Here is a 14,713-nt window from a genome sequence, read left to right on the forward strand (position 1 = left end):
TAAAAATCTAAACTTTAAAATCTACATTCTAAAATTAAAAAAATGGCTTGGTTTAAAAGACAAGAAAAAGGGATTACGACCGCGACAGAAGACAAGATGGACGTTCCGAAAGGATTGTGGTACAAATCTCCTACTGGAAAAATTATTGATGCAGACGAATTAGCAAGAAACTTATTCGTAAGTCCTGAAGATGATTTTCACGTTCGAATTGGAAGCGCAACCTATTTTGAAATTTTATTCGACAACAACGAATTTGTTGAGTTAGATAAAAACATGACATCTAAAGATCCTCTGCATTTTGTGGATACAAAAAAATATGCAGAAAGATTAAAAGATGTAATGGAAAAAACTCATCTTAAAGACGCTGTACGTACGGGAGTAGGAAAATCTAAAGGAAAGGAACTTGTAATTTGCTGTATGGATTTTGCCTTTATCGGCGGATCTATGGGAGCAGTTGTAGGTGAAAAAATTGCAAGAGGTATTGATCACGCGATCAAAAACAAACTGCCTTTTGTTATGATTTCTAAATCTGGCGGGGCTCGTATGATGGAAGCTGCTTATTCTTTAATGCAATTAGCAAAAACATCTGTAAAACTGGCTCAATTAGCAGAAGCTAAATTACCTTACATCTCTCTTTGTACAGATCCAACAACTGGAGGAACAACTGCATCTTACGCAATGTTAGGAGACATTAACATCTCTGAGCCGGGCGCTTTGATTGGTTTTGCTGGTCCGCGTGTTGTTCGTGATACTACAGGAAAAGATTTACCAGAAGGTTTTCAAACTGCTGAGTTCTTATTAGAGCACGGTTTCTTAGACTTTATCACGCCTAGAAAAGAATTGAAAGACAAAATTAATTTGTATATCGATTTGATTCAAAATAATACAATTAGATAGTTTTCGAACTTCTAAATATACAAATCCCATTTGCTTCGGCTGATGGGATTTTTTTTACCTAAATCGCATATATTATCCTGCTTTTTTCAAATCCTTTTTTAATTCTTTTGCTGCTATTTTAAATGCCAGCTTTTCGCGCCAAATTGCATAACGTTCTCTAAAAATGATTTTTACAGCACTGTCTACTGCGCCATGCATAAACAAACTCCAAACACTGGCCATTTTTCGGGTTATAGATTGATCCCATGCACGAAGACTTAAAGAAAAAGAACCGTCAATGTATCGCATCCAGTGCCACATTCCCGTTGGCATGAATAAAGTATCGCCATGTTCCAGAAAGACCTCGTAACCTTCTACACCTTTTAAAGCGGGAAATTTTTCAAAATCAGGATTCGCAACATCGTAATCTTCTAAAGCATAAGTTGTATTAGGAACACAGTACAGTCTTTTTTTCCATTTATAATCAAACAAGATAATATGTTTTCTACCTCCAAAATGGGTATGAAAAAGATGCGGTAAATCAATATCGTAATGCAAAAAGGTAAAAGCATCCGAGCCTCCAAAAAACATAGCAGGCATACTTTCTATAAAACCGCCCATTAGTTCTTTTGGAATTTTTACATCATGAACCAATTCGGGTTTGTGTTTAAAAAGATTAAAGAAAAAAATACGTAATTGCGTTGGCTCTCTTTTTATCAAATCAAGGTAGTCGCCAAATTTCATAGTGGCAATAGAAGCATTAATTACTTTAGCTGGATCGGCTTTAGAATTATCGACTAACTTTACCTCAATATCGCCTGCAATTTCCTTAAAATAATCTGTAGACCATTTTTCTCTTGCAGGCCAGTCTTTTGTCAGTCCCTTTATAATAAGAGGTTTTCTTTTATCTAAATAGTTCTTTTTAAAATCATCTCTGGAAATAGACTCAACAGTATCAACAGTTTTTAGGATAAGGCTCATTTGTTTAGTGATTTAAATTAATACTAACAAAAAATGAAATTCAACTAACTCTAATCTTCAAAAAATAATATTACATAACAAAAACGATATGCTACATTCCGGTTCGAATAGCCTCTACCGGATCTAAATTTGCTGCTGAAATTGCAGGCAGAATTCCCGAAATTAATCCAATAAGCGCAGCTAAACCAGTTCCTAAAAGAATATTTCCTAAACTTAAAACAAATTCAAAATCAAGCACCTTAGTTAAAATAAGCGCAATTCCCCAAACCATTAACAACCCAATTATACCGCCAATTACAGACAGAATTATAGCTTCAAACAAAAACTGAAATAATATGAATCGGTTTTTTGCTCCCAATGATTTTTGAATCCCAATTAAATTTGTTCTTTCTTTAACCGAAACAAACATAATATTCGCAATTCCGAAACCGCCTACCAAAAGAGAAAATCCACTGATAATCCACCCAACAAAATTCATTTGGCCTAAAATTCCGTCAATGAAATCAGTAAAACCAGAAAGCACATTTATAAAGAAATTATCCATTTCGCCTGCCTTCATTCCTCGAATTGCTCTAAGTTTTTGCGCTATTTCCGCTTTATAAGCTTCCATATCGACTCCTTTTACCGGCTTTAAAATAATCATTGGAGTCATCGCATCGTTATCACCATACATTCTTCGAAGAAAATTTGCAGGAAGATAAACTGATGTATCGTTACTATCTCCAAAAAAACCTGCCCCCTGTTTTGCAATAACTCCAATTACCGTAAAGCGCTGTCCGTATAAACGAATATTTTTTCCAATAGGATCGCTGCTTCCAAAAAGCCCTTCAGCAATATCATACCCTAAAACAATTACAGCGGTTCCCGAATTAGATTCAGATTCGTTATAAAATCTTCCTTTATCAAAACTTAATCCGTCGATATCTCCCATCTCAAATGAAGATGGATTAATCTTAACATCTGCCACCGTTTTAGAATCATACTTTAAGGTTTCACTTTTAACCCAAAGCTGATACCCAACCTGATCTGTATTATTAAGCGAATTTTTCAGACCAACATACTCGTCGTATTTTACATTTGGAAACTGTTCTCTCTTCCATTGTGGAATTTCAGACGGTCCAAAGCAGAATTTCATTAAATAAATCGTATTTTTATCTAAGCTGCTCAAATCTTTAGAGATTTTTTTATCTAAAGAATCAACCGCAGCCAAGACGGCAATAATTGAAAAAATACCAATCGTAACTCCTAACAAGGACAATAAAGTTCGTAATTTATTATTTCGCAATGCGTTTATGGCAAAGCTTAAACTTTCTTTTAATAATCTTAGATAAAGAAGCATATAGTAGTATTTTTCAAACAAGTAAAATTCAATAATTTAAAAACAAAAACCTAATAAAAGTTAACTTACTCATCAGTAGATTTTTTTAAGAGATTGTTACACTAAATCTTTTAAAATAATATATAAAAAAACTACTTTTGCAGTCTGAAAATCATAACTACACAATGAGCACAACTAAAAAAATACAATCAGCGTTAATATCTGTTTTTTCGAAAGATGGATTAGAGCCAATCGTTAGAAAATTACACGAGCAAAACGTAACACTTTACTCAACTGGAGGAACAGAAGATTTCATTAAAAACCTTGGAATTCCGGTAGTTCCTGTAGAAGATATTACTTCATTCCCTGAAATTCTTGGAGGAAGAGTAAAAACATTGCATCCGAAAATTTTTGGCGGAATTTTAAATCGTCAGGATAACGAAAGTGATGTACAGCAAATGAAAGAATTTGATATTCCTCAAATTGATTTGGTAATTGTTGATTTGTATCCTTTTGAAAAAACAGTTGCTTCTGGTGCAAGTGAACAAGATATTATTGAAAAAATTGATATTGGCGGCATTTCATTAATTCGTGCTGGTGCAAAAAATTTCAAAGACACGGTAATTGTTGCTTCGGTTAACGAATACAGTTTACTTTTAGATTTAATTACAGAACAAAATGGTGCTACAACTCTTGAAAACAGAAGATTGTTAGCTACTAAAGCGTTCCACGTTTCTTCTCATTATGACGGTGCAATTTTTAACTACTTCAACACAGACGAAACGATCTACAAAGAAAGTATTGCTGGCGGACAAGTTTTAAGATATGGCGAAAACCCACACCAAAAAGGTTTTTTCTTTGGAGATTTTGACGCTATGTTCAAAAAAGTTCACGGAAAAGAGTTATCTTACAACAACTTATTAGACGTAGATGCGGCTGTAAACTTAATAAATGAATTTAAGACAGACGGACCAACATTTGCTATTTTAAAACATAATAATGCTTGTGGTTTAGCTTCAAGAAAAACCATCAGCGAAGCTTATTTAGCAGCTTTGGCCTGCGATCCTACATCAGCATTTGGCGGCGTTTTGATTGCAAATACTAAAATCGACGTAGCTGCTGCACAAGAAATTAACAAATTATTCTGCGAAGTCGTAATTGCTCCAAGTTATGATGATGAGGCAATTACTATTTTACAAGAAAAGAAAAACAGAATTATATTAGTTAAAAATGAAGTTGAATTACCTTCAAGACAAGTTAGAACATGTCTTAATGGTTTGTTAATTCAGGACAGAAATAATATTACAGATAATAAAGAGCATTTAAAAACCGTTACAATTACAGAACCTACTGCTCAAGAGATCGAAGATTTGATCTTTGCTTCTAAAATTTGCAAGAATACAAAATCAAACACAATTGTATTTGCAAAAAACGGGACATTGATTTCTTCAGGTACAGGTCAGACTTCAAGAGTTGACGCTTTAGTTCAAGCTGTTGACAAAGCAAAAGCTTTTGGATTTGATTTAACCGGTGCTTCGATGGCAAGTGATGCATTTTTCCCATTTCCGGATTGTGTAGAATTAGCTAAAAAAGCAGGAATAACTGCTGTAATTCAGCCGGGAGGCTCAATAAAAGACGAATTAAGCATAAATTATTGCAATGAAAATAATCTTGCAATGGTATTTACAGGAACACGTCATTTTAAACATTAATTTGTTTAACTTTGTTCGATAAATAATTTTATAACATTTTAAACCCCTAAAAAACTTATGGGATTTTTTGATTTCATGACCGAGGATATTGCGATAGACCTTGGAACCGCAAACACTTTAATCATACATAATGATAAAGTTGTTATTGATAGTCCGTCTATCGTTGCACGTGATAGAGTATCAGGCAAAATCATTGCTGTTGGTAAAGAAGCCAACATGATGCAAGGTAAAACGCATGAAAACATCAAGACCATAAGGCCTTTGAAAGATGGTGTAATTGCAGATTTTGATGCTTCGGAAAAAATGATCAATATGTTCATTAAAAGTATTCCGGCATTAAAGAAAAGAATGTTTACTCCGGCTTTACGCATGGTAGTTTGTATTCCTTCTGGTATTACTGAGGTGGAGATGAGAGCGGTAAAAGAATCTTGTGAAAGAGTAAACGGAAAAGAAGTTTACTTAATTCATGAGCCAATGGCAGCCGCAATTGGTATTGGTATCGATATCATGCAGCCAAAAGGAAACATGATTGTTGATATTGGAGGTGGTACAACAGAAATTGCAGTTATCGCATTAGGCGGAATTGTTTGTGATAAATCTGTAAAAATTGCAGGTGACGTTTTCACAAATGATATCGTTTACTACATGCGTACACAACACAATCTTTTTGTGGGAGAAAGTACTGCAGAAAAAATTAAAATTCAAATTGGAGCGGCTATCGAAGATTTAGATGGACCGCCAGAAGATATGTCAGTTCAAGGTAGAGATTTGCTTACAGGTAAACCTAAGCAAGTTGATGTTTCTTACCGTGAAATCGCAAAAGCATTAGACAAATCAATTCAGCGTATTGAGGATGCCGTAATGGAAACATTATCTCAGACTCCTCCTGAGTTAGCTGCCGATATTTACAATACTGGTATTTATTTAGCTGGTGGAGGATCTATGTTAAGAGGTCTTGACAAACGTATTTCTCAAAAAACAGATTTACCTGTTTACATTGCTGAAGATCCGTTAAGAGCAGTTGTTCGCGGTACAGGAATGGCGCTTAAAAACATTGCAAAATTTAAAAGTATCTTAATCAAATAAGATTCAAAAATAACAATCAATATACTTTTATCAGGGTCAGATTTTTAATATTTGACCCTTGTAAAGTTTGAAACCTTAAAGCATATCCTGAAACAAAATAACCAGACACGAAATGCAGCAAATTTTTAATTTCATTATAAGAAACAGTAATCGATTGCTGTTTTTGCTGCTTTTAGGTATTTCGTTGACTCTCACAATTCAATCGCATTCCTATCACAGAAGCAGAGTAATCAGTTCAGCTAATTTTTTAAGCGGAGGTGTTTATGAAAGAATTAATCGTGTAAACGAATATTTGAATTTAAGAGCCGAAAATGACGAACTTGTACTTGAAAACGCAAGGTTAAAAAGTCTTTTATTCAACAAGGAAGACACTACAAAAGCACCATTGCCAGATAGTATCAAAGGAGTAAAACCTGCTGATATTATCGTTTCAAAAGTTATCCATAATTCATACAATACACACGAAAACTTTATCACGCTAAACTCTGGAAAAAACGAAGGAGTTAAACCGGATATGGGAGTTATTAACAGCTTAGGGATCATTGGAGTTGTAGACAATACTTCGCCAAGATATTCTACTGTGGTGAGTATTTTGAACATGAAATCGCAGATCAATGCTAAATTAAAGAAAACAAATCACTTTGGTTCTTTAACATGGGATGGAAAAAGCACCGGATTCGTTCAACTGGAAGATGTTCCTAGATTAGCCTCTGTAAGAAAAGGAGACACTATTGTAACCGGAGGGCAATCTGTAATTTTCCCTGAAGGAATTAACATTGGTACGGTAGAAAACATATACAAAAAAGAAAATTCAAGTTTTTACGTAATAAGGGTAAAATTGTTTAACGACATGACAAACCTTGGCCACGTTTATATTATTAAAAGTAAAGACAGAGAAGAACTTATTAATTTAGAAAAGAAAAGCAAGGAAAAAAATGAATAGCGCTTTGTTAGTAAATATTTTTCGTTTTATTATGTTGCTGTTAGTTCAGGTCGTTATTTTTAACAACATGAATTTTTTAGGATACATAAGTCCTTTTCCGTATATCTTGTATATTATTTTATATCCCGTAAATAGTAACAGAGCCGGATTAATTATCTCTAGTTTTCTATTAGGATTAGTAATGGATATGTTTTGTAATTCTGGCGGAATTCATGCGACAGCCTGCGTAATATTAGCCTATTACAGGCCTTATTTCTTTAAATTCTCGTTTGGATTAAGTTATGAATATCAAACCATTAAACTAAACGACTCTTTAACTCCTGAGCGGTTTTCGTTCATATTAGTTTCTGTTTTATTGCATCATATTGTATTATTTACATTAGAAGCTTTTGAGTTTAAGTTCATAATAGACATTTTACTGCGAACATTGTTCAGCACCATTTTTACAATAATCACTTCCATTATAATAATTTATCTTATTAAGCCCAATAAACGATGAGAAAAGTTCTGCTGCCCTCTTTAATTATTATTGCAGCATCTTTGCTAGTGACTCGGATATTTTATCTGCAGATTATTGATGATTCGTTTAAATTGAAATCAGAAAATAATGCGATAAAAAAAGTCTATGACTATCCGGAACGTGGATATATTTATGACCGAAATGGTAAATTATTAGTTGCTAATCAGGCATCATACGATATCATGGTTATTCCAAGAGAAATTGGAAAAGACCTTAATGTCGATGAATTTTGCTCGCTTTTAAACATTACCCGTGAGGATTATGAAAAAAGAATTGCAAAGGCAAAGGTTTACAGCCCTAGACTTCCATCTGTATTCTTATCGCAGTTAAATAAAAATGAATTCGCCGCTTTCCAGGAGAAAATCAGAAAGTATGAAGGTTTTTATTTTCAAAAACGTTCACTTCGTGATTACGAAGTAGATTATGGTGCGAATATTTTTGGTTTCATCACTCAGGTAAACGAGAACTTAATTAAAAAGAATCCTTATTATAACAGTGGAGATTTAATTGGAAAACAAGGTGTTGAAGAAAGCTACGAAGATATTTTACGCGGTATAAAAGGTGTAAAATACATTCAAAAAGACAAGTACAATAGAGAAATCGGTCCTTATAAAGAAGGACGATACGATACAATCGCTGTTGCAGGAGAAGACATCAATTTATCTATTGATGCCGAGCTTCAAAAATACGGCGAAGAATTAATGATTAATAAAAGAGGTGGAATTGTCGCAATTGAACCAAAATCTGGTGAAATTCTAGCTTTGGTAACTGCCCCATCTTACGATCCGGGTATTTTAGTTGGAAGACAAAGATCTAAAAACTACACGCTTTTATATCATGATTCTATTGCAAAACCTTTATACGACCGAGGACTTTTAGCAGAGTACCCTCCTGGTTCGCCATTTAAAATCTTAACTGGTTTAGTGGCACTTCAGGAAGGTGTTGTTAACGAGCAGACAACTTTTATGTGTCACCACGGATTTAGTTATGGTGGCGGCCGTTTTATGAAATGCCACGGTTTTGGACCTCATCAATTACATAACGGAATTTACCTTTCTTGTAATACCTATTTTGGTCAGGCTTATATGTTAACGATTAACAAATATAAAGATCCGGGCAAAGCAGTAGACGTATGGAGCGGCCACGTAAAAAGTTTTGGATTAGGACAATTTATGGGTTACGATTTACCAACAGGTAAAAAAGGAAATATTCCGACTTCTAAAACATATAAAAGAATTTATCCTAATGGAGGCTGGAGAAGTTCAACAATTGTATCTAACGCTATTGGGCAGGGTGAGGTTTTAATGACCCCTATTCAATTGGCCAATATGATGGCAACCGTTGCGAATCAAGGGTATTATTACACGCCTCATATCATTAAAAAAATTGAAGGTAAAAAAATCGACTCGAAGTTTACAACGAAACACGTAACTACAGTTGATCAAAAATATTTCCCACCGGTTATAAGCGGATTATTTGATGTTTACAACAAAGGAACAGCAGCTTCACTTAGGGTAAACGGAATTGATATTTGCGGAAAAACAGGTACAGCAGAAAACTTTGCAAAAATTAATGGTAAAAGAACACAGCTTAAGGATCACTCGATATTTGTTGCGTTTGCACCAAAAGACAATCCAAAAATCGCTATCGCGGTTATGATTGAAAATGGAGGTTTTGGAGCAACTGTTGCAGGACCTATTGCGAGTTTGATGATCGAAAAATATTTAAGAAAGAAAATCACAAGAACCGATTTAGAGATTCGTGTTTTAAACAAAAGCTTAGCCGGCGAATATGCTAAACTAGGCGGAATGAACGAAGCAAGTGCAATCGAATCTACACCAAAAGATTCTGTTTTAAGAGCTAAAATCGTTACTCCTAAAGCACCTGTTACAACGGTACCGAAAACTGAAGTTAAAAAAACAACAATAGACACTACTAAAAAGAACTAACAAGATTATTTCAAATGAAAAATCAAAGTGTAAAAAATAACATCGACTGGATAAGTGTCTTTATCTACATTGCGTTAGTAACATTAGGGTGGCTGAATATCTATTCCTCTTCGTTATTATCAACAGATGGAACCTATCAAAAACAATTAATTTTTATTGGATGTACTATTCCTTTAATTTTTGTTGTGCTTTTTGTTGATGGAAAATTTTACGAGAAATACGCCAGTATAATCTTTGTGGTTGCGCTGTTGTCTTTAGCCGGATTATTTCTATTCGGAAAAACAATTGCAGGTCAGCGATGCTGGTATGCCATTGGAAGTTTTACGCTTCAGCCTTCTGAATTTGCAAAAGCCGCAACATCATTGGCACTAGCCAAATATTTAAGTGACACCCAAATCAACCTCAAGGAAACCAATAGGCAAATACAAGCTTTAGCCATTGTATTTCTGCCCGTAATGCTTATTTTACCACAGCCCGATCCTGGTAGTGCGTTAATTTACAGCGTTTTTATTCTTGTTTTATTTAGAGAAGGACTGCCATCATGGTATGTTTGGACAGGATTTATAACGATTCTATTATTCGTTTTAACTCTTATTTTAGAGCCATACGTAGTTATTTTAATCGCATTAGGCGTTTTAATAATCATACATTTTAAAGGCAGGGCTGTGGACAGAAACCTTCTTTTAAGCGCTATTTTATTGGCCTTAATTTCGGGCTTTGTTCTATCTGTAGATTATGTTTTTGACAATGTTTTTAAACAACACCATAGAGACCGTTTCAATATTCTTTTAGGAAAAACAGTAGACATGAAAGGTATTGGTTATAACACCAACCAATCAGAAATTGCTATTGGATCTGGAGGATGGATTGGAAAAGGATTCTTAGAAGGAACTCAAACTAAAGGAGGATTCGTTCCGGAACAACATACAGATTACATTTTTACAACCGTTGGTGAAGAATGGGGATTTGCGGGTTCTTTAGTCGTAATTTTACTTTTTACCGGTTTATTCTTAAGGGTAATTTATTTAGCCGAAAGGCAAAAAACTAAATTCAGCCGGGTTTACGGATATTGCGTAGCCGGAATTTTATTTATACACTTCTTTGTAAACATTGCAATGGTTATTGGAATTTTCCCTACAATTGGGGTCCCTCTGCCCTTCTTTTCTTATGGAGGTTCCGGACTTTGGGGATTCACAATTTTACTGTTTATCTTCTTAAAAATGGATGCCAATAAAGTAAATGAATGGTAATACTTAAATGATCAAAATATAAATTCCAAATTCCAATTTACAGATAAATAACCTTTCTGTATAGAACAATAAACTATTTAATATAAAGCTGTAAATCAGATTTTTAAAAATCTGATTTACAGCTTTATTACTTCTTTTTAACGTCCAGCCCAATCCATATCCATAATACAAATATTGCCAGCGGTTTCAACCACTGGGGCACAATATATAATTACTATAATTTACAAGAGGTTTCAATCGCTGACAATGATAAGACTTGATAGAAATAACCTGAATAACAGCCATAAAAAAAGTCCGAAGTTTAGAACTTCGGACTTTATAATTTTTATTCTTTAATTATATTTTTTCAACTGGTTTCTTCTTCAAAAGTTTCATAAGAACCGGGAATGTAGATATAATAACAATTATAATAATAATGTATTCAATATGGTGTTTTAAATCAATTCCTTGTTTTAGGAAAACTCCGTACAAATAATGTCCGGCAAAAATTAAAATGAACGACCACAAGAAAGAACTTAAGATGTTAAAAAACATAAACTTCTTTTTATCCATAGAAACTATTCCGGCAATAATAGGTGCAAAAGTTCTAAAGATTGGAAGGAAACGAGCATAGATAATAGCTTTACCTCCGTATTTTTCAAAGAAATCTTTCGATTGTAAAAGGTATTTCTTTTTAAACCAAAATGTATCTTCTTTTTTAAACAAGTAATAACCGCTTTTTGCTCCAAACCAGTAACCCGTCATATTACCTAAAACCCCCATAATGGCAACGGCTGTTGATAACAAAAACACATTTATGAAATCGCTTGGGATATAAACAACATTCTGAATTAGATCGCGGCTATAAATACCAGCTAAAAAAAGCAAACTATCTCCTGGTAGAAAAAAACCTGCAAAAAGTCCTGTTTCTGCAAATACAATAAACAGAACAATAAACAGCCCAATCTGAAAACCTCCGATACTTAAAGTTATATAAAATTCAGGGTTTATTAACTGGGTCCAATCAAAATTACTCATAAAATGAATTTGGTTATATTATAAGTTCGTGAAATTAACAATAATTTGCCTTAACCACAATAAAATGCCATATTTTAAAGATAAATTAACTATTAAAAAAGCCCGAATATAAACTCGGGCTTTAAAAATTATTTTTCTCTTTCGTACTTGCAGCAAGAATGTAAGTTTTCGTAGGCAACATCGGTTGCTTTAACCTCTTTGGTATCATGGCCTGCTTTTGCAACTGCAGCATTTAAATCTGCTGTAGAAGATTTCTCTTCATTTAAAATTACAGCCAGTTGATGCGAGCTGATATCCCAGGTTGCAGTCTTTACGCCCGGAACGCCGTATGCCGCTTTTTCAATACGTTTTTTACATTGTTCACAATTACCGTTTACTTCGGTTGTATATTTTAAATTCTTATTCTTTTTAGTTTGAGCCTGAGCTGAAAATCCTAAAAAAGTGATCATTGCGATTAAAATCAAATTTCTCATTTCGTCTATTATTTAGTGTTATAAAATTATTATTGTTTACTTATTTTATTTTAAATCTCAATCCGGCATAATACATCTGCCCAAAAATTGGTGCATAAGCTACAGATGCATCAAAGTTTGGTCCAAAAGGATCATTTGCACCTAGGATTGCTTTTTGCTGCTTATAATTTCCAATATTTTCTCCTCCTACATACACTTCAAAAACCGATGAAAACCCTCTCGTAACCTGAGCATTCATAACCGCATAAGAAGGTGAGAAATCCGGAAACTGATCTGCTGCAGGATTTGATGCCGTATAAGGTAACTGTTGTTTTCCTGACCAGTTAAACGTAAAATCAAATTTCCATTGTTTATCGTTATTCATCGTTGTTTCGTATTCTAAATTTCCAAGAAAACGATGTTTCGCCTGAAGCGGACGCTGAAAAGTTCCTCTTAAATAATCTGTTTGGATGTCATAATATTTATAAGCCGTTCTTAAATTTAAATTATGAATCAGCTCGTAATTGAACTCAAACTGAAAACTGTTTGCAAAAGAACTTCCTTTCAAATTATAAAACAAAACATCCTGCGGACTCTGCATGATATCAACAACGGCCTGATTTTGAAAATCGGTTCTGTAGAAATCAAATCCTGCTTCGGCATTTTTATTGAAAATTTTAAATTTCTGCGAAAAGCTGATTCCGTAATTCCATGCAATTTCAGGATTTAAACCATAAATTTTTCCGTTATTATCTAAAATTGAGAACGTTCTTGAACTTGCAAAAAGCTGTTGATTTTCTGCAAAAATATTAGCCGAACGTTTTCCTCTACCGGCAGAAAAACGAATTACTCCATTTTTCCAAGGATTGTATCGAACATGTAAACGAGGGGTTACAAAAAAGCCCAAACGATTATGATTATCAACTCTTCCGCCTAAAATCACACTAAAATTATCGGTGTTATCATACGTATATTCAAAAAATGCTCCAACCGAATTATCGATTCGGCTGTAATCGTTAGCATTCACAAATTCCTGATATTGATCGTATGAAAAGTTCAAACCAGTAGTAAACTTATGCATCGTATTATTGATAATCGAATTGAAAATTAAATTAGAATAAAAACTATTCTGTTTAATATCGTATAAGTTCAACCCAAAATAAGAATCTTGTTTGTGGCTGTTAAATGCATTTTGAAACCCAATACTCTGATACGGCATATCTTTAAAGACATAACCAATTTTTGTAGAAACATCAAAACGCTCTGTATTGATCTCAGATCCCCAATGATTGGTTGTACCACGGTCACGGTCTTTATCAAAATCAACTTCTCCGGTTTGTTTTTTATCATTCATATATCTAAAATTGATAAAACTTACCAAACCGCTTTCCGGATCATAATATTGGTAACGGTTTAAAACATTAATTTGTTTCCCTAGCGGATTATCCAGAAATCCGTCATTATTCATGTCATTTTTTGCCACACGCGCATTTCCATGAACAAACAAACTTGTCGCCCATTTATCGGATATTTTTTTGTTGAAATGCGTATTCAGCTCAAATCTGGAATCAGTAGAACCATAAGCATTCAGAAAAAATGGAACGTCATTTAGTGGCTTTAACAATTCGGTATTAATTTGTCCCGAAATACTTTCGTATCCATTAATAACACTTCCGGCACCTTTGGTAATTTGAACGCTTTCTATCCAGGTTCCAGGCGTAAAAGATAAACCATACGCCTGAGAAGCACCACGCACCGAAGGAATATTTTCTTCGGTAATCATTAAATACGGGCTTGTTAATCCCAGCATTTTAATTTGCTTAGTTCCCGTTAATGCGTCTGAAAAATTCACATCGATTGACGGATTCGTTTCAAAGCTTTCGGCTAGATTACAACAAGCTGCTTTTAGTAATTCTTTGCTTGTAATTAAAGAGGTATTTGAAGTAAGTGTATACGATTTTTTAATTCCTTTTTGCTTTTTTGTAATTTTTACTTCCTCTAAGTTTTCTTGTGAAAACGCAGAAACAGAAAGCAAAAACACCACAAAAAGCATGATATTTTTTTGCATAAAAAAAGATTTTAATGTTTTTAGAAAATTTTTGTTTGACGTTTCTCAACTAAAAAACCCAAACAATAAGGTACAAGCCATACAAAGAAGGCTTGATTCTAAAAAATTAAAATCAGGAATAAAAAATGTATTGATTATATAGTTTGAATAAGGGGGGCGCATTCGCATCAGAATAATACGAAATGATTTGATTGTTTTTGAAATTTGGAATTGACAAAAACGTAATCGGTGTGTATTCCTGAATTACCGCCGGAAATGCAAGCTGAAAAAAGAAAATTTTAAAAGTAGCATCATCTGATTTTTTTTCAAGATGAACCACTTTATCCTTACAGCAAGAAGATTTTTCTTCTTTAGCATCGCCGCAGCATTTCTTTTCAGGTGATGCAGAAACAGAAGTGTTTAAAGAAACAGATGCTATTTCTCCGCCGCAATAATGCACATCAAAAGCAAACCCAATGTTGGAAACCAACAGTAGGAACGCTAAAAATAATACTGTGCACTTTTTACTCATACGGCAAAAATACCTAAAATGTCTCGAATA

At 33.8% G+C, this 14,713-nt stretch carries 13 protein-coding genes; 7 read left to right on the forward strand and 6 right to left on the reverse strand.

Annotated features, from left to right (window positions below; all coding sequences use genetic code 11):
* The first annotated feature begins 42 nt into the window (after positions 1 to 42).
* The gene (gene accD / locus AC1RRQ_RS06260; RefSeq protein WP_056190173.1) at positions 43 to 897 is read left to right on the forward strand and encodes an acetyl-CoA carboxylase, carboxyltransferase subunit beta; all 855 of its coding nucleotides are present in this window, start codon (positions 43 to 45) and stop codon (positions 895 to 897) included.
* Between the two features lie 72 nt (positions 898 to 969).
* Here accD and AC1RRQ_RS06265 read toward each other — a convergent pair whose 3' ends face one another.
* Together AC1RRQ_RS06265 and AC1RRQ_RS06270 are read right to left on the reverse strand one after the other, a co-directional pair.
* Entirely contained in the window at positions 970 to 1,857 is an 888-nt protein-coding gene (locus AC1RRQ_RS06265; protein WP_493022154.1) for a cupin-like domain-containing protein, read from the reverse strand.
* 91 nt (positions 1,858 to 1,948) lie between these two features.
* Complete coding sequence (locus AC1RRQ_RS06270; protein ID WP_493022155.1) at positions 1,949 to 3,196, reverse strand: ABC transporter permease; 1,248 nt, start codon at positions 3,194 to 3,196, stop codon at positions 1,949 to 1,951.
* Between the two features lie 164 nt (positions 3,197 to 3,360).
* On the opposite strand from AC1RRQ_RS06270, the gene purH reads away from it, so the two are divergent.
* The 6 genes from purH (at position 3,361) to rodA (ending at position 10,635) form a co-directional block, all read left to right on the forward strand.
* A complete protein-coding gene (gene purH, locus AC1RRQ_RS06275; protein WP_493022156.1) occupies positions 3,361 to 4,887 on the forward strand; it encodes a bifunctional phosphoribosylaminoimidazolecarboxamide formyltransferase/IMP cyclohydrolase in 1,527 nt (508 codons plus the stop codon).
* 57 nt (positions 4,888 to 4,944) lie between these two features.
* Positions 4,945 to 5,973, forward strand: coding sequence for a rod shape-determining protein (locus AC1RRQ_RS06280; RefSeq protein ID WP_008466528.1), 1,029 nt, complete (start codon positions 4,945 to 4,947; stop codon positions 5,971 to 5,973).
* 112 nt (positions 5,974 to 6,085) lie between these two features.
* Positions 6,086 to 6,916, forward strand: a complete 831-nt coding sequence (mreC, locus tag AC1RRQ_RS06285) for a rod shape-determining protein MreC (RefSeq protein WP_493022157.1) — start codon at positions 6,086 to 6,088, stop codon at positions 6,914 to 6,916.
* Positions 6,909 to 7,415 carry a rod shape-determining protein MreD gene (locus tag AC1RRQ_RS06290; protein WP_493022158.1) on the forward strand — a complete coding sequence of 169 codons (507 nt, stop codon included), beginning with the start codon at positions 6,909 to 6,911 and terminating at the stop codon, positions 7,413 to 7,415. The genes mreC and AC1RRQ_RS06290 overlap by 8 nt, the downstream gene beginning before the upstream one ends.
* Positions 7,412 to 9,385: a penicillin-binding protein 2 gene (mrdA, locus tag AC1RRQ_RS06295; protein WP_493022159.1), complete on the forward strand. Its 1,974-nt coding sequence runs from the start codon at positions 7,412 to 7,414 to the stop codon at positions 9,383 to 9,385. The genes AC1RRQ_RS06290 and mrdA overlap by 4 nt, the downstream gene beginning before the upstream one ends.
* Before the next feature lie 14 nt (positions 9,386 to 9,399).
* Positions 9,400 to 10,635 (forward strand): rod shape-determining protein RodA, encoded by a 1,236-nt coding sequence (gene rodA / locus AC1RRQ_RS06300; RefSeq protein WP_493022160.1) that lies wholly within the window; start codon positions 9,400 to 9,402, stop codon positions 10,633 to 10,635.
* Positions 10,636 to 10,971: 336 nt separating this feature from the next.
* Here rodA and AC1RRQ_RS06305 read toward each other — a convergent pair whose 3' ends face one another.
* The 4 genes from AC1RRQ_RS06305 to AC1RRQ_RS06320 all read right to left on the reverse strand — a co-directional run bounded on the left by AC1RRQ_RS06305 (position 10,972) and on the right by AC1RRQ_RS06320 (position 14,683).
* Positions 10,972 to 11,652: a DedA family protein gene (locus AC1RRQ_RS06305; RefSeq protein ID WP_493022161.1), complete on the reverse strand. Its 681-nt coding sequence runs from the start codon at positions 11,650 to 11,652 to the stop codon at positions 10,972 to 10,974.
* A gap of 128 nt (positions 11,653 to 11,780) precedes the next feature.
* Complete coding sequence (locus tag AC1RRQ_RS06310; protein ID WP_493022162.1) at positions 11,781 to 12,125, reverse strand: heavy-metal-associated domain-containing protein; 345 nt, start codon at positions 12,123 to 12,125, stop codon at positions 11,781 to 11,783.
* Positions 12,126 to 12,165: 40 nt separating this feature from the next.
* A complete protein-coding gene (locus AC1RRQ_RS06315) occupies positions 12,166 to 14,172 on the reverse strand; it encodes a TonB-dependent receptor plug domain-containing protein (protein WP_493022163.1) in 2,007 nt (668 codons plus the stop codon).
* A 112-nt stretch (positions 14,173 to 14,284) separates the two neighbouring features.
* Positions 14,285 to 14,683, reverse strand: a complete 399-nt coding sequence (locus tag AC1RRQ_RS06320; RefSeq protein WP_493022164.1) for an HYC_CC_PP family protein — start codon at positions 14,681 to 14,683, stop codon at positions 14,285 to 14,287.
* Positions 14,684 to 14,713 lie beyond the last annotated feature (30 nt).

The sequence above is a fragment of the Flavobacterium sp. GW821-FHT12A05 genome (assembly GCF_058807735.1).

Excerpts from the sequence above, each read along its gene's own strand:
- accD (WP_056190173.1), top strand. The coding sequence starts at position 43 with ATGGCTTGGTTTAAAAGACAAGAAAAAGGGATTACGACCGCGACAGAA.
- AC1RRQ_RS06265 (WP_493022154.1), bottom strand. The coding sequence starts at position 1,857 with ATGAGCCTTATCCTAAAAACTGTTGATACTGTTGAGTCTATTTCCAGA.
- AC1RRQ_RS06270 (WP_493022155.1), bottom strand. The coding sequence starts at position 3,196 with ATGCTTCTTTATCTAAGATTATTAAAAGAAAGTTTAAGCTTTGCCATA.
- purH (WP_493022156.1), top strand. The coding sequence starts at position 3,361 with ATGAGCACAACTAAAAAAATACAATCAGCGTTAATATCTGTTTTTTCG.
- AC1RRQ_RS06280 (WP_008466528.1), top strand. The coding sequence starts at position 4,945 with ATGGGATTTTTTGATTTCATGACCGAGGATATTGCGATAGACCTTGGA.
- mreC (WP_493022157.1), top strand. The coding sequence starts at position 6,086 with ATGCAGCAAATTTTTAATTTCATTATAAGAAACAGTAATCGATTGCTG.
- AC1RRQ_RS06290 (WP_493022158.1), top strand. The coding sequence starts at position 6,909 with ATGAATAGCGCTTTGTTAGTAAATATTTTTCGTTTTATTATGTTGCTG.
- mrdA (WP_493022159.1), top strand. The coding sequence starts at position 7,412 with ATGAGAAAAGTTCTGCTGCCCTCTTTAATTATTATTGCAGCATCTTTG.
- rodA (WP_493022160.1), top strand. The coding sequence starts at position 9,400 with ATGAAAAATCAAAGTGTAAAAAATAACATCGACTGGATAAGTGTCTTT.
- AC1RRQ_RS06305 (WP_493022161.1), bottom strand. The coding sequence starts at position 11,652 with ATGAGTAATTTTGATTGGACCCAGTTAATAAACCCTGAATTTTATATA.
- AC1RRQ_RS06310 (WP_493022162.1), bottom strand. The coding sequence starts at position 12,125 with ATGAGAAATTTGATTTTAATCGCAATGATCACTTTTTTAGGATTTTCA.
- AC1RRQ_RS06315 (WP_493022163.1), bottom strand. The coding sequence starts at position 14,172 with ATGCAAAAAAATATCATGCTTTTTGTGGTGTTTTTGCTTTCTGTTTCT.
- AC1RRQ_RS06320 (WP_493022164.1), bottom strand. The coding sequence starts at position 14,683 with ATGAGTAAAAAGTGCACAGTATTATTTTTAGCGTTCCTACTGTTGGTT.